Source organism: Burkholderia sp. BE12 (assembly GCF_002959955.1).
Classification (GTDB): Bacteria; Pseudomonadota; Gammaproteobacteria; order Burkholderiales; family Burkholderiaceae; genus Burkholderia.
In genome coordinates this window covers 65,495-89,064 of the sequence record NZ_PREY01000017.1, presented here as the reverse complement: position 1 = coordinate 89,064, position 23,570 = coordinate 65,495, and the positions used below count along the sequence as shown (strand labels likewise).

Annotated in this window: 18 protein-coding genes; 8 read left to right on the top strand and 10 right to left on the bottom strand. The window is 66.8% G+C overall.

Annotated features, from left to right (window positions below):
- Window positions 1-23: 23 nt before the first annotated feature.
- On the bottom strand, window positions 24-806 hold the full coding sequence (locus tag C4B30_RS20170; protein ID WP_027782874.1) for a Crp/Fnr family transcriptional regulator: 783 nt from the start codon (window positions 804-806) through the stop codon (window positions 24-26).
- 920 nt (window positions 807-1,726) lie between these two features.
- Between C4B30_RS20170 and C4B30_RS20165 the strand changes: the two genes are divergently transcribed.
- The 6 genes from C4B30_RS20165 to C4B30_RS20140 all read left to right on the top strand — a co-directional run bounded on the left by C4B30_RS20165 (window position 1,727) and on the right by C4B30_RS20140 (window position 8,635).
- Window positions 1,727-2,509, top strand: a complete 783-nt coding sequence (locus C4B30_RS20165; RefSeq protein WP_089501651.1) for a Crp/Fnr family transcriptional regulator — start codon at window positions 1,727-1,729, stop codon at window positions 2,507-2,509.
- 181 nt (window positions 2,510-2,690) lie between these two features.
- Window positions 2,691-2,942 (top strand): acyl carrier protein, encoded by a 252-nt coding sequence (locus C4B30_RS20160; protein ID WP_027782872.1) that lies wholly within the window; start codon window positions 2,691-2,693, stop codon window positions 2,940-2,942.
- Window positions 2,939-4,135, top strand: a complete 1,197-nt coding sequence (locus C4B30_RS20155) for an acyl-CoA dehydrogenase family protein (protein ID WP_105132919.1) — start codon at window positions 2,939-2,941, stop codon at window positions 4,133-4,135. The genes C4B30_RS20160 and C4B30_RS20155 overlap by 4 nt, the downstream gene beginning before the upstream one ends.
- Window positions 4,132-5,106 carry an amino acid--[acyl-carrier-protein] ligase gene (locus C4B30_RS20150; RefSeq protein WP_105132918.1) on the top strand — a complete coding sequence of 325 codons (975 nt, stop codon included), beginning with the start codon at window positions 4,132-4,134 and terminating at the stop codon, window positions 5,104-5,106. Before C4B30_RS20155 ends, C4B30_RS20150 begins: the two co-directional genes overlap by 4 nt.
- Complete coding sequence (locus tag C4B30_RS20145) at window positions 5,103-6,158, top strand: DUF1839 family protein (RefSeq protein WP_105132964.1); 1,056 nt, start codon at window positions 5,103-5,105, stop codon at window positions 6,156-6,158. The genes C4B30_RS20150 and C4B30_RS20145 overlap by 4 nt, the downstream gene beginning before the upstream one ends.
- A gap of 29 nt (window positions 6,159-6,187) precedes the next feature.
- Window positions 6,188-8,635, top strand: a complete 2,448-nt coding sequence (locus tag C4B30_RS20140; protein WP_234015447.1) for a glycoside hydrolase family 2 protein — start codon at window positions 6,188-6,190, stop codon at window positions 8,633-8,635.
- A gap of 41 nt (window positions 8,636-8,676) precedes the next feature.
- On the opposite strand, the gene C4B30_RS20135 is transcribed toward C4B30_RS20140, so the two are convergent.
- Together C4B30_RS20135 and C4B30_RS20130 are read right to left on the bottom strand one after the other, a co-directional pair.
- Entirely contained in the window at window positions 8,677-10,068 is a 1,392-nt protein-coding gene (locus C4B30_RS20135) for a sigma-54 dependent transcriptional regulator (RefSeq protein WP_034185283.1), read from the bottom strand.
- 657 nt (window positions 10,069-10,725) lie between these two features.
- On the bottom strand, window positions 10,726-11,118 hold the full coding sequence (locus C4B30_RS20130) for a hypothetical protein (protein ID WP_105132917.1): 393 nt from the start codon (window positions 11,116-11,118) through the stop codon (window positions 10,726-10,728).
- 249 nt (window positions 11,119-11,367) lie between these two features.
- Between C4B30_RS20130 and C4B30_RS20125 the strand changes: the two genes are divergently transcribed.
- Together C4B30_RS20125 and C4B30_RS20120 are read left to right on the top strand one after the other, a co-directional pair.
- Complete coding sequence (locus C4B30_RS20125) at window positions 11,368-11,946, top strand: drug:proton antiporter (RefSeq protein ID WP_027782865.1); 579 nt, start codon at window positions 11,368-11,370, stop codon at window positions 11,944-11,946.
- Window positions 11,943-13,508 carry a mannose-1-phosphate guanylyltransferase/mannose-6-phosphate isomerase gene (locus C4B30_RS20120; protein WP_105132916.1) on the top strand — a complete coding sequence of 522 codons (1,566 nt, stop codon included), beginning with the start codon at window positions 11,943-11,945 and terminating at the stop codon, window positions 13,506-13,508. The genes C4B30_RS20125 and C4B30_RS20120 overlap by 4 nt, the downstream gene beginning before the upstream one ends.
- Window positions 13,509-13,532: 24 nt before the next feature.
- On the opposite strand, the gene C4B30_RS20115 is transcribed toward C4B30_RS20120, so the two are convergent.
- From C4B30_RS20115 to C4B30_RS20085, 7 genes are all read right to left on the bottom strand, one after another.
- Window positions 13,533-14,822 carry a hypothetical protein gene (locus C4B30_RS20115; RefSeq protein ID WP_051421345.1) on the bottom strand — a complete coding sequence of 430 codons (1,290 nt, stop codon included), beginning with the start codon at window positions 14,820-14,822 and terminating at the stop codon, window positions 13,533-13,535.
- Window positions 14,823-14,919: 97 nt separating this feature from the next.
- Window positions 14,920-16,134 (bottom strand): glycosyltransferase family 4 protein, encoded by a 1,215-nt coding sequence (locus tag C4B30_RS20110; protein WP_105132915.1) that lies wholly within the window; start codon window positions 16,132-16,134, stop codon window positions 14,920-14,922.
- A gap of 159 nt (window positions 16,135-16,293) precedes the next feature.
- Complete coding sequence (locus tag C4B30_RS20105; RefSeq protein WP_105132962.1) at window positions 16,294-17,478, bottom strand: acyltransferase family protein; 1,185 nt, start codon at window positions 17,476-17,478, stop codon at window positions 16,294-16,296.
- A 111-nt stretch (window positions 17,479-17,589) separates the two neighbouring features.
- Window positions 17,590-19,401 (bottom strand): alpha/beta hydrolase, encoded by a 1,812-nt coding sequence (locus C4B30_RS20100; RefSeq protein ID WP_105132914.1) that lies wholly within the window; start codon window positions 19,399-19,401, stop codon window positions 17,590-17,592.
- A 199-nt stretch (window positions 19,402-19,600) separates the two neighbouring features.
- On the bottom strand, window positions 19,601-20,809 hold the full coding sequence (locus C4B30_RS20095) for a glycosyltransferase (RefSeq protein WP_158683512.1): 1,209 nt from the start codon (window positions 20,807-20,809) through the stop codon (window positions 19,601-19,603).
- A gap of 88 nt (window positions 20,810-20,897) precedes the next feature.
- Window positions 20,898-22,136 carry a hypothetical protein gene (locus tag C4B30_RS20090; RefSeq protein ID WP_158683510.1) on the bottom strand — a complete coding sequence of 413 codons (1,239 nt, stop codon included), beginning with the start codon at window positions 22,134-22,136 and terminating at the stop codon, window positions 20,898-20,900.
- Window positions 22,133-23,566 (bottom strand): DUF6418 domain-containing protein, encoded by a 1,434-nt coding sequence (locus tag C4B30_RS20085; RefSeq protein ID WP_234015445.1) that lies wholly within the window; start codon window positions 23,564-23,566, stop codon window positions 22,133-22,135. Before C4B30_RS20085 ends, C4B30_RS20090 begins: the two co-directional genes overlap by 4 nt.
- Window positions 23,567-23,570 lie beyond the last annotated feature (4 nt).

Sequence of the window (23,570 nt, the reverse complement as noted above, 5' to 3'; positions counted from 1 at the left end):
TCCACCCGGCATCGACTGCATCGTCACGCACCGGGCGCGGAAAATCTGCGGTGCGCCTCCAGCATGCGCGGGCGAACCGCCGCCGGCCTCGCATTCCCGCGCGTGCCGAGCAACCGGCGATAGTCGGCGCAAATCAGGTCGTGGCATTCGCACGCCTGATGTTCGAGGCCGTGCCGGTCGAGCACCGTGATGCGGCCGCGGCGTTGCCGGATCAGCCCGGCTTCCTGCAGGTTCCCGGCTGCTTCCGTCACACCCTCGCGCCGCACGCCGAGCATGTTCGCGATCGTCTGCTGCGTGACGGCCAGCTCGTCGCCGTCGATCCGGTCGTGCGCGAGCAGCAGCCAGCGACTGAGCTGCTCGCTGACCGAGTGATGCCGGTTGCACAGCGCACTGCGCGAAATCTGCGCCATCGTCGCCTGGCACGTGTTGAGCAGCAGCCGGTAGGTCTGCGCCGACCGCTCGAATTCGGCGCGCATCACGCAACTCGGCACGCGATAGGCCATTCCGCCGATACGCACCTCGACCCGGCTCGACGCGGCGAGACCGCCGACCAGCGTCCCCAGCCCGACCACCCCCTCGCGGCCGACCATCGCCACCTCGACCATCGCACCGTCCTCCATCAGGTGCTGCACCGACATCATCGCCGTCGTCGGAAAATGCAGATGGCGCATCGGCTCGCCGACCCGGTCGAGCATCCCGGCCTTGATCCTGACCAGTTCGAGATGCGGTGCGATGGCGCGGACGCTGTCCTCCGGGAGGGCAGCAAGGATGGCGTTCGCCGAATAGCTCGAGTGAAGATGAAGCATGTCTGTATCCCTTTTATCGTCCGCGCCGGCTACGGCAGCCGGCATGGAACTCGTTATCTCGGTGCGCGTCCGGACATTGACAGCGGTTGCGGCCCACAACCCTGAATCCGACTGATCATCGGCTTGTCATCGCCGAATTGAGTCGACTGCCCCGTTTCGACACGCCAGCCCGAATAAGCGATTTACGTGCCAATACCCGTCCGTCCTTAATATATGAATCACATCCGATTTAGAGCCCCCGAATAACCGTCCCCAAATCCCAAAAAACGTCTCATTTCCGGACACTCCTCCGCGCGGCGGACACAGCGAGCATTCGACTGATCAATTCCCGCGCATCGGGGCGCGACGACTGCATTGCGGCCGCGACGCTTATCGTTCAATTACTTACAGCCGATTTTCAATTGTTTCCGTGATGTGCAGCGCAGCATTTCCCGCCGTCGCCGCACCTCACACGCTCGTTTCAAACTGTCTCAAATTTGAATCGGTACATTAATTCAAGGTTCTGTCAGGCATCGCACATATCACCTGCAAACCATTGATCCCAATAGGAAATCAGGCGCACCCTCTTTATTTGTCAAATAATGTTCAATGCCTTCTCGCCACTTTCGCTGTACGATTCGCCACGTTGATCGATTGATTCCCGGTCGACATAGAATGACGAGCAACCTCACGATTCCATTTCCGGATGATTAATTCCAGGAAAATGAATCATTAAATCGACATGACGTTTGCATTCAATCCCAACCGTCAAACTTTGTGAAATGACAGAATGCGGAATGGTTCGAATTCAATTGCGTGCTAGCCTTTTTCGCGAGTATCGTCATTCCGTTTTTGATCAACGAAAGTCCGCACGATCGTGCGAAATCCCGTTCCGGGATTCGCGGAGACGACGCGCGACCGCCAACCTGCGAGGATGCGCCGTGACTCACCAGGCCGCCGACGCCGTCGCGTATGCGAACGGCGTGATCGAGCTTTCCCACAGCTTCGACGCCAACCGGTTTCTCGCGGCCATCGACCGCGATGAACTCGCCACGCTGACACCCCACCTGCAACTCGTTCACCTGAAATCCGGACAGGTGCTCTGCGAACCCGGCGAAATGCTCGCCGCGGTCTACCTGCCGGTCACGACCGCGATTTCGCTGCAGTACGTGTCGTCGGGGGGCATGACGCTGGAAGTCGCGGAGATCGGCAGCGAAAGCGTGGTCTGCGACGACGTGATCGGCGGCAGCGGCCGGATGCCCTGCCGGGCGGTCGCGTGCCGCGACGGTTTCGTCTACCGGCTCGACCGGCGCATCTTCGCGGCCGCGTTCGATGCGTCGCCGGTGATCCGCCACCTCGTGTTCGTCTGCGTGCGGCTGCTGATGGCCCAGGTCTCGCAGATCACGTTCTGCAGCCGTCATCACGTGCTCAAACATCAGTTATGCAGATGGTTCCTGCTCGCGTTCGACCGCACGCGCAGCATCGAGATCCAGGTGACGCACAGCATGCTCGCGCAAATGCTCGGCGTGCGGCGCGAAACGGTCACGGACGCCGCCGGCGAAATCCAGAAACTCGGCCTGATCCGGCAATACCGCAGCTCGATCGAGCTCGCGGACCTCGACGGCCTCGAAAAAATGTCGTGCGGCTGCCGCGCGATCGTGCGCGACGAGATGAAGCGCATCCTGTCGGCCGACTCGGGCGTGCCGGCCGCTTCGCGCGCGTGACCGGTGCACCGAACCGGGACGGCGCTTCGGCGCCGTCCGCGTGCCGGGTCAGCTGTTTGTAGGGTGGCGAACAGAACGCCGTGTCTGCCGATGGTCTACTGATGCCGGACTGCCGGGGGGAATGTCAGCGCTTATCGCGCGTCTGCCCGAGCGGACGACACCACGCACGCCGGAGCAGCACGTGAAAAACGAAATCAGAACCATCCTGAAGCACGTCGCCCACCTCGAAGCCGCGATCGATTCGATCGGTGACGGGGACGACCTCTACGAAGCGGGCCTCTCCTCGCTCGATACGATCCAGCTGATGCTCGCGATCGAAAAGCAGTTCAACATCGAGATTCCCGACGAGATGCTGAACCGCAACCTGTTCCGCAGCATCGACGCACTCGCGAATACGATCGCCACGCTGCAACGCACCGAGCATTCCGCATGAGCTCGCTGCTTCCCGAACTCGCGTCCGACAGCGATTCGCATCGGCTCGACGAGGCCGCGCATGCCGTCGCGCAGATCGCCGCCCAGCATGCCGATGCGGTCGATCGCGACGCGCGCTGCCCCGTCGAGGCGATCGAGGCGATGCGCGCGCGCCGGCTGCTCGGCGCGATGGTGCCGACCCATCTCGGCGGCGCGGGCGCATCGCTGGAAGACATCGCGTCGGCCTGCTCGATCCTGGGCCAGGCGTGCGCATCGTCGGCGATGGTGTTCGCGATGCATCAGATCCAGGTCGCCTGCATCGTCGACCACGCCGCCGACCAGGGCTGGCACAAGCTGTTCCTGCAGCAGCTCGTGCGTCACCAGTGGCTGCTCGCGTCGGCCACGTCGGAAGACGGCGTCGGCGGCAACCTGCGCGCGAGCCAGTGCGCGCTCGAAATCGACGGCAGCGGGTTCCGGCTGCACAAATCCGCGCCGACGATCTCGTACGGCGACTACGCGGACGGCATTCTCGCCACCGCGCGACGCGATGCGGACGCGCCGGCTTCCGAGCAGGTGCTCGTCACGCTGCTGCGCGACGGCTATACGCTCACGCGCCGCGGCGAATGGGACACGCTCGGCATGCGCGGCACGTGCAGCAACGGCTTCGTGCTCGACGCGCAAGGCGCCGCCGTGCAATGCCTGCCGGTGCCGTTCGCGAAGATCGCCGAGGAAACGATGGTGCCGGTCTCGCACATCCTGTGGGCCGCGGTGTGGATCGGCGTGGCCGGCGACGCGTTCCATCGCGCGCACCAGTTCTTTCGCGCGCAGGCGCGCCAGACCGATGGCGCACCGTCGCCCGCCGCGCGACGTATCGCCGAATCGCTCGCGCTGATGCAGGCGATGCAGGCCCGCGTCGACAACGTGCTGCGCCTCCACGCGAACGCATCGGCCCGCTCGTGGTCGGCCGGCATGGCCTGGGCCGCCGAGATCAATACGCTGAAGACCTACGTGTCGGCGACCGCGCTCGAAGTCGCGCACCAGGCGATGATGATCTGCGGGATGGCCGGCTACAAGCAAGGCACGCCGTTCAGCATCGGCCGCCACATTCGCGATCTGCACGCGGCGCCGCTGATGATCAGCAACGACCGCATTGCCGCTAATACTGCGAGCCTGTTGCTCGCGCTGCGTCCCGCGACGCTGGAGAAACATACGTGAACGATCGCCTCGCCGTGCCCTCCACCGCCACCGTTCCCGCCGATGCACCGCTCGACCGTGCGGGCGTCAATCCGCTGCGCGACGCGCTGATCGATGCGGGCCTGCTCGTTTCGACCGGCATCCAGGGCCTGTTCGGCCGCAGCGAACGATTCGAGCGCGTGGTGGAAGCGCTCGACGCGCTCGTCACGCGCATCGGCGCCGACCAGCAGGCCGAAGTGCTGCGCTTCCCGCCGGCGATGAGCCGCACCGAGTTCGAGCGCAGCGAATACATGAAGAGCTTCCCGCAACTGGCGGGCAGCGTGCACGCATTCTGCGGCGACGAAGGCCAGCACCAGCGCGTGCTGCAATGCCTCGATCAGGGCGAAGACTGGACCGAAAACCAGAAGCCGACCTACGTCGTGATGACGCCGGCCGCGTGCTACCCGGTGTATCCCGTCGTCGCACGCGCGGGCGCGCTGCCCGCCGACGGCCGGATCGTCGACGTGTTCTCGTACTGCTTTCGTCACGAGCCGTCGCTCGACCCGACCCGCATGCAGTTGTTCCGGATGCGCGAGTACGTGCGGATCGGCACGCCCGAGCAGATCGTCTCGTTCCGCGAGACGTGGATCGAACGCGGCACGCGGATGATCGAGGCGCTGTGCCTGCCGAATGCGATCGATCTCGCGAACGACCCGTTCTTCGGGCGCGGCGGCAAGATCGTCGCGAACAGCCAGCGCGAGCAGAACCTGAAGTTCGAGCTGCTGATTCCGATCGAGCACGACGGCCGACAGACGGCCTGCCTGAGCTTCAACTACCACATGGACCATTTCGGGCTGCTGTGGGACATCCGCACCGCGACGGGCGACGTCGCGCACACGGGCTGCGTCGGCTTCGGCCTCGAGCGGCTCACGCTCGCGCTGTTCCGCCACCACGGCTTCGACATCGACGCATGGCCGCAAGCGGTCCGCGACGTGCTGTGGGGCACGCCATGAGGTTCGTTTCGCGCGACGGCGAAGACGCGTCGTTCGAGGGCGTGCGCCACCGCGCGCGCCACTACCGGCCGCACCCGCTGCACAGTCAGGAGATGGTCTGGAAACAGACCAACTGCTATGTCGACATGTGGCTCGAGGTGCTCCGGTGGTGGGGCCTCAATCCGTATGCGGCGCTGCCGTTTACGATCGCGCTCGATTTCGAGGGCGACCAGTTCACGTTCTTCAAGTTTCCGCACGACGAGCTGGAACGGCTCTACGGGATCATCGTGCAGGAACATTCGATCTACGAGCCGCTCGACCAGCACATCGAGACGCAGGTCGCGCGCGGCCACCTGATGATCGTCGAGGTCGACGCGTGGTTCCTGCCCGATACGCGCGGCAGCAGCTACCGCACGCAGCACACGAAGACGACGATCGGCATCGACGCGATCGACCGCGCGAAGCACCAGATCGGCTACTTCCACAACAGCGGCTATTACGTCGCCGAGGATTTCGACTACAACGGGCTCGTCGGCGCCAGTTCGCCGATGACGCTGCCGCCGTACGTCGAATGCGCGAAGCGACGCTTTGCGCCGCTCGACGAACGCGCGCTGTGCGAAGCCTCGCTCGCCGCGTTGCAGCGCCACTTGCGGCGCCTGCCGGTCGTCGATCCGATCGCGGCGTTCCGCCGGCAGTTGCAGACCGATGCGCCCATTCTCGCGGAGGCGCCGCTCGAGCGCTTCCATGCGTATTCGTTCAATTCGGTGCGGCAGCTCGGCGCGAATTTCGAACTGTTCGGCCACTATGCACGCTGGCTGCAGGCGAGCGGCTGCATCGGACCGTTCGCCGAGATCCGCGCCGCGTGCGATCGCATCGCCTCCGAAGCGATGGTGCTCGAATTCCGGCTCGCGCGCGCGTGCGCACGCGGCAGGGAAGAACGCGGCGATTCGACGCTCGACGCGATCGAGGCCGCGTACGCCGACCTCGTCGCGTGCGCGCGGCAGATCGGGGCGCCGCTGCGGCACGTGACGCCCGTGCGCGCCGGCACGGTGCCCGTGTCGGCCATGCGGTGACGCGCGCGCGCGCCCTGCCCGCGTGGTCGATGCTGGCGACGGCCGCGGGCGCCGTGCGCGATCCGCGCGAGCTCCCGGCCGACCACGACGGCTGGATCGCGGCGCCGGTGCCCGGCACGGTCGCGCAGGCGCTCGCGCTGGCCGGCCGGCTCGACGAAGCCGCGTCGCTCGACGAGCGCGACCACTGGTACCGGCTCGAGCTGCGCGGGCGCGGGCCGCGCATCCTGCGCTTTCACGGCCTCGCGACGCTCGCCCACGCATGGCTCGACGACACGCCGATCCACCGCTCGGACAGCATGTTCGTCGCGCACGACGTGCCAGTGTCGCTCGACGGCACGCACCGGCTGACCGTCTGTTTCCGCGCGCTCGCGCCGCACCTGCGCGACGCGCACGCGCCGCGCCGTGCGCGCTGGCGCACGCGGCTCGCCGAACCGGCCGCGCTGCGCACGATCCGCACGTCGCTGTTCGGCCACATGCCGGGCTGGTTTCCGCCGTATGTACCCACCGGCCCGTGGCGGCCCGTCGACGTGCTCGATCCGGCCGACGGCCCCGTTCTGGCCGATTGCAAACTGCAGGCACGTATCGAAGGCGACACGGGCTGGCTCGACGCGGAACTGACGTTCGCCGCGCCGCTGCCCGATGCGCTCGCGGCGCGGCTGTCGTGCGGCGAGCATCACGCGACGCTCGAACGTGCCGGCGCCGACCAACTGCGCGCAAGCGTTGCGATACCGAACGTGCGTCGCTGGTGGCCGCATACGCACGGCGAACCGGCGCTCTACGAGATCGCGCTGCATATCGGCGCTGCCCGCCGGCCGCTCGGCTCGACGGGTTTTCGCACGATCGAGATCGATGCCGGCGCCGACGGCAAAGGGTTCGGGCTGCGCATCAACGGCGTGCCGGTGTTCGCACGCGGCGCATGCTGGAGCAGCGCCGCACCGCTCGCGCTGCACGCGGACGACGCGACCTACGGCCGCCTGCTCGGGCTCGCACGCGACGCCGGCTTCAACATGATCCGCGTCGGCGGCACGATGACGTACGAGGCCGACGCATTCCACGCATGGTGCGACCGGCTCGGGCTGCTGGTCTGGCAGGACTTCGGTTTCGCGAACTTCGACTACGCGCTCGACGATCCCGCGTTCGCGGCCAACGTCGATCGCGAAGCGAGCCAGTTTCTCTCGCGTCACGGCGCGTCGCCGTCGCTTGCGGTGCTGTGCGGCGGCAGCGAGATCGCGCAGCAGGCCGCGATGTCGGGACTCGGGCCGAAACAGCGCTTCCTCGAGCTGACGGCCGACCGGCTGGCCGGCCACGCAACCGCGCACCGCCCCGACGTCCCGTACGTGCCCGATTCGCCCGACGGCGGCGTGCTGCCGTTCACGCCGCGCGAACGCGTGTCGCACTACTACGGCGTCGGCGCGTACCTGCGTCCGCTCGACGACGCGCGCCGCTCGGACGTGCGCTTCGCGAGCGAATGCCTCGCGTTCGCGAACGTGCCGTGCGATGCGACGCTCGCGGAGCTCGGCTCACCCGGCGTGCACGAACCGCGCTGGAAGGCGGCCGTGCCGCGCGACCCCGGCACGTCGTGGGATTTCGACGATATTCGCGACCACTATCTGCAGACGCTGTACGACGTCGCGCCCGACCGGCTGCGACGCGAGGATCCGGCGCGCTACTTCGAGCTGTCGCGTGCGGTGATCGCGGACGTGATGCGCGAGACGTTTTCCGAATGGCGACGCACCGGTTCGCGTTGCGCCGGCGCGCTCGTGTGGCAGTTCCAGGACGTGATGCCGGGCGCCGGATGGGGCGTGATCGACGCCGCGCATCGCCCGAAATCGGCATGGTATGCGCTGCGCCAGGTACTGCAGCCGATCCAGGTGCTGCTCGTGGACGAAGGCCTGAACGGGCTCGACGTGCACGTGGTCAACGAGCGCCCGGCGCCGCTGTCGGCCGCTGTCGAGCTGGTCGCGCTGCGCGACGGCCGCACGCCGGTCGCACGGGCCGGCTGCCCGGTGCGGATCGCCGCGCACGACACGGTGCGGCTCGGCTCGGCCGAGTTACTCGGCCGCTTCTTCGACTGGACCTACGCGTACCGCTTCGGCCCCTGCGAACACGATACCGTCGTCGCGACGCTGCGCGCCGACGACGGCACGCTGCTGTCGCAGGCGTTCCATTTCCCGTCCCGTACGCATCCGGCCGTGCTGGCGCGTCGCGAACCGGGAATCGAGGCGTGCGTATCGCGCACCGGCGCGACCTGGCACGTCGACATCGACACGCGGCATGTCGCACGCCACGTGCAGATCGACGCACCGGGTTTCATGCCGAGCGACGACTGGTTCCATCTCGCGCCCGGCACGCCGGCGCGCGTCGCGCTCATTCCATTGCGAATCGACGGGAAGCCGGCTGACGACGATGCGCCGCCCGCCGTGGAAATCCGGGCCGTGAACGCCGCGCGCGCGGTGCGGGCCACCCAGGCCGGCTGACGCGACGCTCGCGGCGGCCGCGAGCATCGGGTTGCCGCGTATCAGTCGGACGAGCCCGTTCCGCGCGGCCGCTCGATACCGTACGCCTCCATCCAGCGATACAGCGTCGCGCGCGACACGCCGAGTTCGCGCGCGGAAGCGGCGACGCGCCCGCGCGTGCGCAGCAACGCGGTTTCGATCGCCTCGCGCTCGATCGACTTGCGGATGTCGGCCACCGACGGCGACGCCGCGTCGAGACAGTATTCGAGCTCGAGATCCCGCGCGGTGATCAGGCGTCCTTCCGTCATCACGACCGCACGGCGCACGCGATTGATCAATTCGCGGACATTGCCCGGCCAGTCGTGCTTGTAGAGCGCCGTGATCGCATCCGTCGAGAACCCGCGCACGCGATGGCGCGCATCGCCGCGGAAACGTTCGAGCATGTGGTGCGCGAGTAGTTCGATGTCCTTGCCGCGCGCGCGCAGCGGCGGCTGGTCGATGCGCATCACGCACAGACGGTGGAACAGGTCGGCGCGAAAACGCCCTTCCTCCATCGCATCGCGCAGATCGACGTGCGTCGCCGACACGATCCGGACATCGACCGGAACCGGATCGCTGCCGCCAAGACGATGAATCGAACGTTCCTGCAGAAACCGCAGCAGGCTCGCCTGGCTTTCGTGCGGCAGGTCGCCGATTTCGTCGAGCAGCAGCGTGCCGCCGTTCGCGGCCTCGACGTAGCCGATCTTGCGCGCGTTCGCGCCGGTAAACGCGCCGCGCTCGTAGCCGAACAGTTCGGATTGCAGCAGATGTGGCGGAATCGCGCCGCAGTTGACCGCGACGAACGGGCCGTTGCGCCGCTCCGAATGACGATGGATCGCGACGGCCGTGAGTTCCTTGCCGGTTCCCGTTTCGCCGAACACGAACACCGGTGCGTCGGTGCGCGCGAAACGCCGCACCGTATCGAACAGCCGCAGCATCGCGCTGCAGGTGCCGACGATGCCTTTTTCCTCCGATTCGAGCTGTTCGCGATCGCGGGCGAACAGGCACTCCATGCCGTAGGCATGGCCGACCGTATCGGCGATCCGCTGGTGCGACGCCGGCAGCGTGACGTAGTCGAAGCAGTAGTCGCGCAACAGCGCGCGCACGTTCGGCGACGCGGTCTGGCCGGCGTCCACGAGCGCCACCCAGACGACGTCGCGCATCGACGCACAGGTCGACGCGATGCTGCCGATCGCATCGGCGTGGCCGCCGCTCAAATCGAGAATGCCGCAGGTAATTTCGCCGGACGTGTCGCGCAGCTCGTTCGCATGCGCGACGACCGACACTTTCCAGTCGCGGCGCGACAATTCCTTTCGCAGCATCACGGACGGCGACTGCGTCCAGTAAATCAGCGGACGCTGCCCGTTACCGCTCCCCGCGCCGGCGCTCTTATCGCGCGTTATTGGCATATTCATAACGAACCATCACTCTCTGCACTCCGCGAACCGTTCGCGTGCGCTGCGGCCGGCGGCGCATGGCCGCCTTTCCGCGCTGCGTTTCCGCAGCCTTGGCGAAGATCGAAACTGCACACGGCGAGAACCCCCGGAGGTCGAGCCGGATGTCATCCGGCCTCGTTGTCATCGAACTCGAACGGAATGCGCGACTGCAGGAGCCGTGACATCCCGGCTTTGATGCGACCCGCCGTCAGGCGGGGCACGCCGGCAAACGAAAACGCCGTCCGCATGTGCGTCGCGTCGTACACGACAGTCGCGCCCGATGCTGAACCGGAAGGCCGCCAAACCGCGCCGGGATTGACGACCCCATTTCATCCGCACCTGAATTTACACCCCGTTTCGAGTTGGCCTTGTTACCAAAAGATAAACGTGAATCAGTCGGTTACGCTGCCCGTGGCCCGGCGCTGCGCGCTTTTGACCACTGAGATTTGATTATCTCTGACCATTCCCGTCAATCAGTGGCAAATACTACTTTTCCGCAAGATTGATCCTGTCGATTGCCCGCGGTTTCCATCGAAATCCCCAAAAAAGCCAAGTACCGTGCGCCACGGACCACATAATCGCGTTCGCCGCCGGGTCGCCGCATCGCATCGCGCCGGCGCGCGGGCCGCCCGGCCGTTACACGTCGTAATCACCGGCTTCACGCCGCGCGGCCCCTTTTTCGGCGAATTCCCGCCGAACCGGCTCGGATTCCGGGCGCCGGCCGCACGAGTCGTGCGGTGCAGCATGATGGCCGTCCTTGCACGATCCGCCAAGCGGACGCACCGGCCGATCACCACGGCGGTGCAAGCGCGCGAGCGTCAGCGTACCGATGCGGGTGAGCACGCCGTGCGGGCGGGCAGGATCGACGGGATGCCGGGAGATCACGTCGTCCGGCCCGCACCACGCGATCGTCGGCGAACCTGTGCCCGGCACTGTCGTGCGCGGCCGGCCGTCGTCGTAGGCGATCGCACTGCCCGGTCCCGTCTCCCGGCGCCGCGTTTGCGTGCGATGTCGGCCGGCCCGCTTCATTGCAGCCGCCACGATGAATCCATTATGAAAAAGCACCGGCCCCGACGGTGTGTGCTACCGCACATTGCGGCGCTCCCGCGGCGCGCGCATCGCCTGGTATCCCGCGTCGCGCATGCGAATCCGGAGTGTGAGTACGCTTTCGAACAGACCGCTGCACCACGCATCCGGATGATGAAGATCGCCGCGCCGCACGGATCGATCGCATCCGTGCGATGCGGCATGCCGAAGGCATCACGCGAGGACAGCATCATGGAATGGCATTGTTGTGAATTCGAACATCTGAGCGCCGTCGATCTCTATGCAATCCTGCGCGCGCGCAACGCCGTGCTGGTGGTCGAGGACGCACACACGCATCTCGACATCGACGGCAAGGACGCCGGCGCACTGCACGTCTATGCGAGCGTGCGCGACGGCGACACCACGGAAGTCGCGGCCTACGCGCGCATCCTGCCCGGCGACGACATCGATCCGGACGTGGTGATCGACAAGGTGCTGACGAGTGAAAGCTGCCGCGACGACGACACGCTCGAACGCTTGATCGGGCGCGCGCTTACCGCCGCGCAGGCCGCATGGCCGGACACCGCGGTGCGCACGCACGTGCCTGCGCCGCGTCAGGCGTTCTACAAACAGTTCGGATTCCGCAAGGCCTACGGACCGTATCTCGAACAGGGCGCGCCGTACGTCGGCCTGATACGGTCGGCCGACCGTGCGGCCGGCGCGCTGCGGCATCTGCTGTCGCGCGCCGTTTCGGTCTCGCGCAACGACGACGCGCGCGCCGACGGCCGCGCTCGCCCCCTGCTACCCGCCGATACCGGAGCGAACCGATGACCCGCACCCTTCGTCCGGTTCCCGAACCCGATCTGCCGAGCATCCTGCCGGTGATTCTCGCCGGCGGCTCCGGCACGCGGCTGTGGCCGCTGTCGCGCGAGCAGTATCCGAAGCAACTGATCGAACTGGTATCGAACGAATCGCCGCTGTCGGCGACGGCGCGCCGCCTGAACGGTATCGCGAACGCGTCGCTCGGCGACACGCTGCTGCTCGTATGCGGCGAACAGCATCGCTTCATGAGCGCCGAGCAGGTGCACGGCCGCTCGGCGCCCGCCCGCATCCTGCTGGAGCCGGCCGCGCGCAACACCGCGCCCGCGCTGACGCTTGCCGCGCTCGACGCGAGCGCGCTCGCGGACGATCCCGTGCTCGCGGTGATGCCGGCCGATCACGTGATCGTCGACGTCGGCGCGTTCCAGGACGCGATCGCACGCGCGGCGCGCTATGCGCAGGAAGGCGCGATCGTCACGCTCGGCGTGCTGCCGCGCCGCGCGGAGACGGGCTACGGCTACATCCAGGTCGGCGAGCCGCGTTCGGGCCGCCACGGCAGCCAGGGCGGCTACGCGATCGGGCGTTTCGTCGAGAAACCCGATGCGACGCTCGCCGAACGCTATCTGCAATCGGGCGATTACTGGTGGAACAGCGGGATCTTCGTCACGCGCGCATCGGTCTGGCTGAAGGCGATCGGCACGCTCGCGCCGGACATCCACGCAGCCTGCGAGAGCGCGTGGCGCGCGGGCGTCGCCGACGATCCGTTCTTCCGGATCGATGCGGCGGCCTTCGACGCGTGCCCGTCGGATTCGATCGACTATGCGGTGATGGAGCGCCTCGCGGAACACGGCGAGCTCGGCATCGAAGGCATCGTGGTGCCGCTCGCCGCCGGCTGGTCGGACGTCGGCACGTGGGATGCGATCTGGGAAATCATGCCGAAGGACGATCACGGCAACGTCGCGCGCGGCCCGATCGTGTTCGAGGATACGCAGGACAGCCTCGTACGCTCGGAAGGCCGCCTCATCGCATGCGTCGGGATGAAGGACGTCGTCGTGATCGAGACGGCCGATGCAGTGCTGGTGGCGAACAAGCACGACGTGCAGCGCGTGAAGAACATCGTCGAGCGCCTGAAGACCGACCGGCGCCCGCAGGCGAGCGAGCACCGCAAGGTGCAGCGGCCGTGGGGTCATTACGATTCGATCGATCTCGGCGCACGCTTCCAGGTGAAGCGGATCGTCGTCGAACCCGGCAAGCGGCTGTCGCTGCAGATGCACTACCACCGCGCCGAACACTGGATCGTCGTGCGCGGCACCGCGAAGGTGACGCGCGGCGCCGAGACGTTCCTGCTGTGCGAGAACGAATCGACGTATATCGCCGTCGGCGAAGTACATCGCCTCGAGAATCCCGGCCGGATTCCGCTCGAAATCATCGAGGTGCAATCGGGCGACTATCTCGGCGAGGACGATATCGTCCGCTTTGACGATCAGTATGGGCGGCCGACGTGCGCACCGCCCGAACCGGCTACACAGAAGGCGGTCGTGCTTGCCGCACCGTCGACGGGCGACGCGTGCTGACCGCACGGGCATTGCGCCCGCACGTCAGCGCACGACGATCGCTGTCGACACGACGTTCTGGATGAACGGCTTGCCGACCGCCTTGATGAAGTAGGTGCCGGCCCGGGCGCCCGGCAGCGGAATGCTCGTCGTATCCGTCGGATAGCGGCCGGCCAGCGTGAACGATCCGTCGGCGAGCCGCTCGTACAGCTCGAGATGGTCGACGGTCTCCGGATGGGTGATCCTGACGGTCACGCTCGCGCCCACGGGCTGCGCATCGATTGCGGTGCAACTGGCGATGCCGGTTTCGAGCGCGCTGCCTTCCTCGTAGTCGTTCCAGGTGATCAGTTGAACGAACGGCAATTGTTGCCGCACGCTATAGCGCTCGTTGATGCTCCTGAACGTGTCCAGCCAGGTCCGACCGCACGACGGCGCAAGAAAGCGCGGCGCCGCGGCGCCCCACGACGCTTTCGTATCGTCGAAGCCGCTCCACACGCCGCCGACCGCGATCGTCCCGGGCGGCTGATTCCGTGCGATGTCGTAAAAGCGCTCGCGATACTGCAGGTCGCGCCGTATGCCGACCGCGTGCGGCGTGACCCACGACGACGGCTGCGCCCACACGTACGCGCCCTTGCTGTACGGAAGATCGAAACCCTGCGTCAACGTATGAATCCAGTAGATGTCGGGGTACGCCGCGTGAATCCGTGCCCAGTCCGCCTTGCCGACCGCATCCATACCGAACTCGGACACGACCGGATGACCTTCGTAGCGCAGATACTGGCTCGACGTGAAGTATTCGCGGCTGATGTACGCGAGGTTGTGCAGGATCGTTCCGGTCAGGTCGCAGCCGCGGCACGCATTGAACTTGAAGGAACCGCTGTCGATCATGATCGAGAACGTCATCCCGGGAAACTTCGCCAGTTCGGGCAGCGATGCCTGCCACGCGGTGTCGACGAAATGGCCCGCGCCGTACCAGTCGACGATCACGCCGTCGATACCTCGCGACCGCATGTCGGCGAAGGTGCGAAACGCCTGGCGGGGATCGTCGGATCGATAGCCGACGTTCACGCCGCGCAGGTCGGGGCCCCACCACGGCAGGTAGTGCGCGAGCACCTGCGTCGTGCTGCCCGGGTACAGCAACGTGTGCACGTCGATTTTCGATATCGACGACGTGCCGGCGAGCAGCCCGTTCGACGATCCCTTGAAATCGCGGCTGCCGGACGTATTGGCCGGCGCGAGCGCCATCACCCGCTCGCCGCTCTGGCAATAGCCGTAGACGGCCGACAACGCCAGTGCGCCAAGCGCGACCGCCACGATGCGCCGCAATGCCCGCATAACATTCCTCTTGTTAAAGTTTCGCGGCCGCGGGATGAACGCGCGGCCGGCATGGGTACTAGCCGAACCCGCCCGGGTCGGCGAATCCGCTGCGCTGCTAATCGCCCCGCTGCCCGCCGAGCCCCATCCACGACGCAAGCTGCGCCGCGTAGCGCGACGGCGTGTAAGCCGAACAATCGTAGCGCCGATCGGCGACGTGCAGGTGACGCCCCAATTCGTCCAGCGCACTCGTCAGGCCGGCCAGCGAATTCCGGTACAGGATCTTGTTGCCGATCTCGCTGCCGAACGTCGACAGGCTGCCGATCTCGTGCGCGAGCACCGGCAGCCCCAGCGTGGCCGCCTCGACCAGCACGAGCGGCGCGTTTTCGGCCCAGACGGACGGCAGCACCAGTGCATCGTGCGCGCGCAGCGCATGAAACAGCTCGCCGTGGCCGAGTCGCCCGGCGAAACGCAACCGGCCGGCCTGAACCAGATCCTGGTGGCGCGTTTCGAGCTCCGCGCGCAGTGTGCCGTCGCCGTACAGCGTCAGGCTGCCGATACGGCGGAACGCCGTCTGGCGCGCCAGCTCGATGAACTCGTGAATGCCCTTCTCCGCATCGAGCCGCCCCACGTATGCGAGATCGAACTGCTCGCGATCGCACACGCGCGGCGGGAATGGTTCCGCCAGCGTGCTCACCGGATTCGGCAGCAGCGCGGTGCGCGTGATGCCTCGCTGCGCCAGCGCCGTGCGCATGTAGGGGCTCGGGCACAGGAACAGGTCGAATACGTCGCGCGGATTGCAATACGCATACACCGCGTGCCAGTGCAGTTTCTTCACCGTGTCGTACAGCCGCCCGCGCGGGCTCGCCAGCGCGAGCAAGCGCGCCGGATTCGACAGCGCATCGACCGGAACCGGCACCGGACGCCCGTCCCGATAGGCGAGCAGGTTCGGGTTGTAGAACACCAAATGGTAGTCGTGGCACGTGAGATACGTGCGGAAGCCCTGCTCCCGGCGCCGCCGCGCGAGTACCGGCAGGATCGATTGCGTCAGCAGATTGTGATAGTTGTGCACGAGCACGCGATGCGGACGCACGTCGTCGAGCAACGTCGCCAGTGCGCCCGCCGCGGCGCGGTTCCAGCCGCGCGTGAACGCGCCCTTGCCCGCCGGGAAGTTCGTCTCGTCGAACGAGTACACGTCCACGTCCGGGATATTGCGCAGCACCTCGATGGAGGTCTGGTAGACCTCCTCCGCGCCAGCCTTGCGCGCGTAGTCGTTCACGACGACGATGCGCGTCGCTTCCGCGCGGGAGCCGATTCGCGATACCCCGTTCAATTCGGTATCCCGAACGTGTGTCGAACCATCCGGCATCGCGGCATGCCGCCGCCATCGTCATGCACCACCGTACTCGTCAGCATCGTCTGCGCTCCGTATCGTCCATTCCATTCGTATCGGCAACACGGGATCGCCGTTTCCAAGCCGTTCCAGGCCGTTTCATCCGTCCGCGCGCCATCCATTGCGTACCGGGTCCGGCGTCGCATCGACCGACCGATTGCCGGCCGGCAGATCGCCGCGCTGCCGCGATGCGGTCAGGCGATGCGCGAGCCGCACACAGGGCGCCTCGCAATACCGGTAGCTCAGGTACGACAACGCAATCAAAGGCACGACCGGAACGATCATGTAGACGCCCAGCGGCCACCCGGTCCATCGGTAGTGTTCGCACAGCCAGTAGAACCCGAACAACGGGATCGCGTGAAACAGGTAAATCGAGTAGCTGACCTCGCCCAGCTTCGCCATCGCGCGCGCACGGACTTTCAGTACCGTCGCCATCGCCACGAAGATCGCGATGCCGGCTACATAGGCCAGCGACGACGGCAGATGATCGACGTTGTGATGCCGCCAGTCGTTGGCCGCGCCGACGAGCGCCACGCCGACGATCATCGCCGTCAACAGCCCCGCCACGGACCGGTACGTCAGCGTGATGCCGCCGTGTTCGCCGCGCCTCCATCTCATTCGCAGCGTGTCGAGCGGCCGGTCGTAGGCCTGACGAAAACATGCGCCCCAGAACATGATCGCGAGGTGGTACGGCATGGCCTTGTACTGGCCCAGCGTGTCGTCGGGAAAGACATGCAGCGCGACGGTGATCACGAACACCGAGCACAGCCCGATGCAGGCGAACGACAGGTCGCGCAGCCGGTGCAGCCCGCCCCACCAGAACAGCACGAGGCAAAGCCCGTAGAAATACAGTTCCGTTTCGAGCGTCCAGTAATGCCCCATGACGGGCTCCTGCCCGAACGCCGTCGGAATCATCGTCGCATTGGCGATCAGCAGCGCCGCGCTCACCGGTTTGCCGAACAACGTCCAGAAGACGACGCAGCCGATCGGAACGGACAGCCAGAACGCCGGATACAACCGCAGGAAACGGCGGATCAGAAAGCGCCGCGTGCCCGGGCCGGCCGGGCCGCGCAAACTGACCGGAATCAACAGGCCGCTGATGCCGAAAAAGACCACCACGCCGATCCGTCCGAAATTGACGGAGCGCTGCAGCGTGTCGAGCCACTGCTGAGCGCCCGCCAGCGCGACGAACCGCTCGGCGTAGTGCGTCCAGATGACGAGCAGGACCGCGACGGCGCGCATCGCATCGATATGGTCCAGACGTCCGGCGTGTTCGGAATGCATCGTCATGGTCGCGTGGAGGTCGGCGGTGTCGCCGGAGAACAGACGCGTTACCGTATCACCGCACCGGTGGGCCGACTGTGCGACATGTGACACAGCCCGACCCCGGTCGAATCACGCCGGCGACTCCGCGTTGACGATCGTCGCCGCCGTCGCGCGACGCGATTCGAGCCCCTTGACGAATTCGCTGCACAGCCCGACCACCGCGTCGGCGGCATGCGGACCGAACACGCTGTGATCGAGATCGTCGAGGACGACGGCGCGCGCGCCGGCAAATCGCGACAGCCGCTTTCCGCGCGGGCCGAAATACATCGTCACCAGGTCGAGGCTGCTGTCGTATGCGCCGCAGACCAGCAACGTGCTCACCTCCTTGCGCTGCAGCGCACGCAGGATCTCGTGCGGATCGACCGGCGTCGTCTCCGCGCACGACCAGCCGACGATCCGGCGTCGCCATGCGCCGATCCGCACGGCCAGCGTCGTCGCCCAGCGCTTCAGCACGAGCCGGACGAACGGCATGATCTTTCGATCGCCGCTCAGCACCTGCTTCCATTTCTTCAGCTCGAAGAACGACGACCGGTAGCCGGCCATCGAATTGGGGCGATGCTCGCGCAGCGCGTCGGTCGAGATGCCTTCGGGCATATGGAAACGCTGCAGGTTCACCGATATGACGCCCGACAGCGCGCGTCCCACGAGCGCCGCCCGCAATGCGCTGTACGCGCCCGAGCAGATGCCGAACGCCACGATCTGCCGATACCCCTGCTCCTTCAACCAGTGGGCTGCCGTCGCGACGTCCTCGACGACGGCGCTCGAATAGACCGGCTGGCGCGCATCTTGCGGCGCGCTGCCGCCCTGCACCGGCGAGCTGTCGCCGATCCCCCGTCCGTCGAACCGCAGCGACGCGATGCCGCGGCGCGCGAGTTCGCGGGCAATCCGCACCGACAGCCGGCTGTCGCCGACGTGCGGACTCGCCGATGTGTTCGTGATCAGCACAACCGGCCCCCGGTCGTGCATCTCGTGGGGCGTGCACAGGATGCCGAACAGGCGGCCGGCCGCCCCGAATCGAACCGGCCGCTCGCATGCTTCCGGCGTGCGCAGCATCAGGTCGGGATCCCAGTCCGTTTTCTGCACGGTGCGCGCCGACGGTTGCTGCCGGCCATCGGTGGCCGCGATCCAGTCGACGACGGCGTCGAACACGCGCGTCGGCAAGCGCGAGAACGTCGTTTCCTGCATGAATGCCGCATAGCCTTCGAACGGCCTTTGCTCGACTTTGCCGCCCAGCGCTTCGAGCCGCTTGCGCAGCGGTTCGGTGCCGCCGCCGCTCATGTCGACGATCAGCGTTCCCGCTGCCGGCGCATCCGTGCCGTCCGTCAACGCGTCGATCGCGTCGAATGCATTGAGCCGCGTACGGAACGCCGCACTGTAGACCTGGCCGAGCACGTTGAGCGGCGCGTCTTTCGGCTGGGCCGCGCGCAGCGGCGCCGGCAACTGGTCGAGCCAGATATTGCGCATGATCGACAGCTCGCGCACGTAGCTGCGCCCGCTTGCCACCGGCGCCAGCAACACGAGCTGATCGACGTCGCCGCGGTTCGCCGCAAGCAACGCGAATGCCGCGCCCAGCCGCAGGCCGCACAGCGTCACGCGGGTCACGCCGGTTTCCTCGCGCAATCGCGCGACGGCCGCGCGCACGTCGTCGACGGCCGTTTCGAACTGGTCGTTCGCGCCATCGGCCCCGGCGGAATCGCCGGTGCCGCGGTAATCGAAACGCAGCACCGGCATCCCGAGCGCCGACAGGCGATCCGCCAGATTCCGCATGCCGCCGTGACTCCAGACGGATTCGTGTCCGTAAGCGTTGCACAGGACGACGCCCCGCGTCCCGTTGCCCGGATGCAGCCATCCGAACCGTCCGCCAAATATGATCGGTCTCATTTTCTATTAGGTATCGGTGAAGAATGGGTACGACGCCCTTCGGCCCGACTGCTGAATCGATCGGCCGCAGGACGGCAAATCGCCCGCGCCAGCCTTCCCCTTTCAGGTATCCATGCCGCACATGCAAGGTCCTGCAGCCGGCCGGCCGCGAGCCGTTCGGGTCACACCATCGAGGCTCTCCTCTTCGTTGCGGCGTCCGTCACGACGGACTGCCTGCCGGCGGCGCGATGAGCTCGCGCCACCGACGATCGAATACCGGCGTGCTGAAATGCCGCTCGCAGTACCCGGCGAAGCGCGTGGCCGCCGCCACGACGCGATCGAGATCCGCGGCCGGATCGGCGACGAACCGCTCCAGTCTCGAGTCGCTCATCGCAAGCGCGTCGTCGTGGAATCCGAGCCCCTCGAAGGCGGCTTCGTTGCCGACCGGCACGCAACCGTACGAAACCGCCTCCAGCACCTTCGATTTGATGCCGCCGCGCAGAAAAGCAGGACACAACGCGATCGAGCACCCGGTGTAGACATCCGCCTGCGTCGGCGCGAACCCGGCGAACTCGACGTTCGGAACGGGCGCGTACCGGCCGGCCATGCGTCCGTAGATCACCAGCGGCGTGGCCGGCCGGATACGCGCCCACAACGCGACCAGGAATTCGATCGCGAGCCGGTTCTGCAACTGCCGGTCCGAACCGATGAAGACGAACCGGAACGGCACCGCCGGACGCCGCATCGGCACCAGCGCATGCATCGGCGGCGCGATCACGTGCGTCTTCACGGCCTCGTCGTTCGTGAGGGAGCGCCGCAGCGACTGCGCGTCCTCCGTCGAGACGAGCGTAACGGCATGCGACGAGCCGATCGCCGCGCGCTCCTGCCGTTTCAGCGCGAATGCTTCATAGCCGAGGAATGCGTTGCGGACCAGCCTCGCATTGACGAGCCGGACGAACGGCCCCGGAATCGACTTCTCCAGATACCCGGCCGACAACGGAAAATCCTGCTCGCGCAGGATGTTCGCGCGGCGCGACATGAGATCGTCGAAATCCACGACGATCCGGCAGCCGGGCACGCTGCGCCGCACCAGGATCGCGTAATCGACGAGCCGGATGCCGTCGAAATAGATCACGTCCGGCTTGATCGCCTCGACGGCGCGCAGCAGCGCCGTGCGCTTGCGCGGATGCGAAAACATCGCCACCTGAAGCGCGCACGGCGCGCCGCGCAACACGCTCCATCCGACCCGCACCGCCGCGCCGATCTTCGCGCGCCAGCCGCCGTCCTCGAACACCGAGCGGATCTTGAATTCGGAAACGTCCATCTGGTCGCCGATTGCCTTCCGGATGAAGCTCAGCGTGCGCTCCCGTCCGTTCGATACGTCTTGCGGAATGTCCCGCGTCATCACCATCAGCACCCGGTTTTTCACGAGCGACCTCCCCAACGATCCGAAACCTTCCCGATTCCATGTTCCGACGGCTCATGCCGGCGCGGCGAACAACCGCCCGCACACCGGCTCATGGCCGCTCCCGCGTGAACGCGAGATTCCCGAGCACCACGCACCAGAACACGACGAGCGATACCGCAATGCCCGTCGAAGGCGCGTACATCACCAGCGTGCGCGGCATGACGAACGGCGCGGCGACGATCGCCGCGACGATCAGCACCTGCTTGATCATGATGAGCCGGTAGCGCCGCACGGCCAGGAGCCAGGTGCTCAGCCCCGCATCGACGAACGTGGCGATCGCGCAGCCGGTCGCGTAGATCATGACCGGCACGCCCTGCACGAACGCCGGCCCGTAGATCATCAGAAACACCTTGCGGCCGACGACGTAGCTGCCGACCCACGCGACACAGCCGACGAGGCCGAGATACAGGCCGAGCTTCAATGCCTTGGCGCGCACGAGCGGCTCGGTCCGCGCGGAAAAGACCATGCTCGGCGCCAATGCCAGCGCCAGCGTCGTGCCGACCGAGTTCCACTGTTCGACCAGCGACGCCGCCGACGCATAGATGCCGAGATCGGCCTTGGACACCAGCACGCCGAGCAGCAGCCGGTCCATGCGCAGGACCAGCACGCTGGCCGCAATGGCCGGCCAGATCCGCAGCCCGCGCACGACCAGCGCTTTCGTGACTGCCGCGCTGCCGCGAAACGATTTCGGCGACTTCAACGCCAGCTCGCGATAGCGGCTGAACGGCGCCGCGGCCGCCACGCAAGCCTCGAGCGGCCATGCGAACGCGGCGACGACCACGCCCAGCGACGCGTGTGCCGCGACGTACAGCCACAGCACGCGCACGCAGCTGGCGTACGCCCGCGCCCGCGTGATCACCCACGGCTTCGATTCGGCGTAGGCCATCAGCGAACCGAGGGCGATCGGCTCGACGATCAACGCAAAGGCCGCGATCAACGTGAGCTCGGAGACACTCGACGGCCGCATCACGATCACCACGATCCCCATGAACAGCAGCATGACGGCCAGCGTCAACGTGAGCCGCAGGCGGAACGCGCGGTAGACGACCATGTGCCGCAGGCGCGGGTGCTTGCCGAGGATCGGCTGGATCACCTGTGCGCCGAAAATCAGCGCGACGCTGCCGATCACGTAGGCCAGCGACAACGCGAACTGCAGCTCGCCGAACAGCCGCGCGCCGTAGATGTTCGCAAACAGGTGATTGCTCGCGATCGCCGCGAGCGCCCCGATGATCTTTTCGCACACCACGCCCGCGAACGACGAAAACAGAAGCCTGACGAACGCGTTCAAGATGTCCCCGTCCGCGTCGCATCGGCATGCACGCGCCGCGCGTCGATGCAATGCCACCAGATCAGCGCGATCGCCAGGTAGAACAGCGTGCGCGCGCCGAACAATGTCCAGTAATCGCCCTGCTGCATCGCATAGGTCGCGTAGGCAAAGATCTTCGTGGTCAGCCACAGCATCACGACCCCGCCGCGCATCGCGACCAGGATCAGCACCGCGCTCGCGACGCCGTAGATCGCGCCCGTCAGCGCAATGAAGAGCGCGCCGCCCGCGTAGCCGAACCAGTAGACCGGCACCGCCATGTTGCCCATCGTGAACGTCACGTCGTCGAACACGTAGGCCTTCAGGATCTCCGGCGTGCCGTACGACAGCATCAGGTCGCGCAGCCCGCTCACCGGCGCATCGCTGAAGAACGTCGGCTCGGTGAACGAGCCCAGCGAACCGATGAAGCGCGCGAACGCCGCCATGCCCCCGAACGTCGGTGCGCTGAACAGGTGTGCGTCGCCGTCCACCACGTACCACGCCTGCCCCTGTTCGAGAAACCGCGACACCACCGTCTCCGCGACGTCGAGCCCCTGCCCCCGGTACGCGTAGAACACCGACACGCTGCCGATCACGAGCGCGATGACCGAGCCGATTCCCAGGTAGCGCATCACCGGCTTGCCGTTCATTGCATGGATCGCGATGAACGGGATCAGGACGGTCAGACATACGTGCAGCACGGCCATGAACTGCTCGCCGTGCAACGCCTCGAGCACCAGATCGACCACGATCAGGCACACGGACGTCCAGCGCACGGCCCGCTTCGAACTCGTGCAGAAGGTGCCGAGCAGCACCGCGACGAACGTCTGGTTGTTCAGGAACAGGTTGAACAGCGTGCTGTTCGACGCGTCGTTGCGCAGGGCGTAGCGGTTCACGCCGCTCAGCACCGCGAAGCCGCCCGTCAGGCCGGCCAGCACGCCCGTCGCGAGGATCGCGCCGACCAGCCCCAGCCCGAGCGCCACGCTGACCGGCTGAAGCGTCATCCGCGCGCGGATCGGCGGATGGCCGGCGCGCACGTTCAGGAGCCGGTCGAACGTGAACAACGCGCACGCGACGAAAATGACGTAGAACGACAGCAGCCGGCTGAACGCGCCGTTCGCGACGCCGAAGATGTCCGTTTCCCGCAGGAATCCGCCGGACTCGATCCCGACGCCGGCAACGAACGCGGTCAGTCCGATCACCAGCGTGTACAGCACCGACACGGCGAACACCGGGCGCGCGACGATCAGCGCGATCACGCCCGAGACCGCCGCCAGCAACGTGCAGGTCGCGCTCGGCTCCATCGCACCGAGCGCCGGCAGCATCGCATTGACGCTCAACGCGAGCACGAGCAGCGTCGGCACGGTCACGCCCGTGAGCGCCGCGGCTCGGCCGCCGGCGTGAATCGTTCGCATCGTC

Bases quoted from the DNA above. Each gene is read 5' to 3' on its own strand.
- C4B30_RS20105 (WP_105132962.1), bottom strand. From the start codon at position 17,478: ATGCATTCCGAACACGCCGGACGTCTGGACCATATCGATGCGATGCGC.
- C4B30_RS20140 (WP_234015447.1), top strand. From the start codon at position 6,188: ATGCTGGCGACGGCCGCGGGCGCCGTGCGCGATCCGCGCGAGCTCCCG.
- C4B30_RS20120 (WP_105132916.1), top strand. From the start codon at position 11,943: ATGACCCGCACCCTTCGTCCGGTTCCCGAACCCGATCTGCCGAGCATC.
- C4B30_RS20170 (WP_027782874.1), bottom strand. From the start codon at position 806: ATGCTTCATCTTCACTCGAGCTATTCGGCGAACGCCATCCTTGCTGCC.
- C4B30_RS20145 (WP_105132964.1), top strand. From the start codon at position 5,103: ATGAGGTTCGTTTCGCGCGACGGCGAAGACGCGTCGTTCGAGGGCGTG.
- C4B30_RS20100 (WP_105132914.1), bottom strand. From the start codon at position 19,401: ATGAGACCGATCATATTTGGCGGACGGTTCGGATGGCTGCATCCGGGC.
- C4B30_RS20085 (WP_234015445.1), bottom strand. From the start codon at position 23,566: ATGCGAACGATTCACGCCGGCGGCCGAGCCGCGGCGCTCACGGGCGTG.
- C4B30_RS20125 (WP_027782865.1), top strand. From the start codon at position 11,368: ATGGAATGGCATTGTTGTGAATTCGAACATCTGAGCGCCGTCGATCTC.
- C4B30_RS20155 (WP_105132919.1), top strand. From the start codon at position 2,939: ATGAGCTCGCTGCTTCCCGAACTCGCGTCCGACAGCGATTCGCATCGG.
- C4B30_RS20135 (WP_034185283.1), bottom strand. From the start codon at position 10,068: ATGAATATGCCAATAACGCGCGATAAGAGCGCCGGCGCGGGGAGCGGT.
- C4B30_RS20130 (WP_105132917.1), bottom strand. From the start codon at position 11,118: ATGAAGCGGGCCGGCCGACATCGCACGCAAACGCGGCGCCGGGAGACG.
- C4B30_RS20115 (WP_051421345.1), bottom strand. From the start codon at position 14,822: ATGCGGGCATTGCGGCGCATCGTGGCGGTCGCGCTTGGCGCACTGGCG.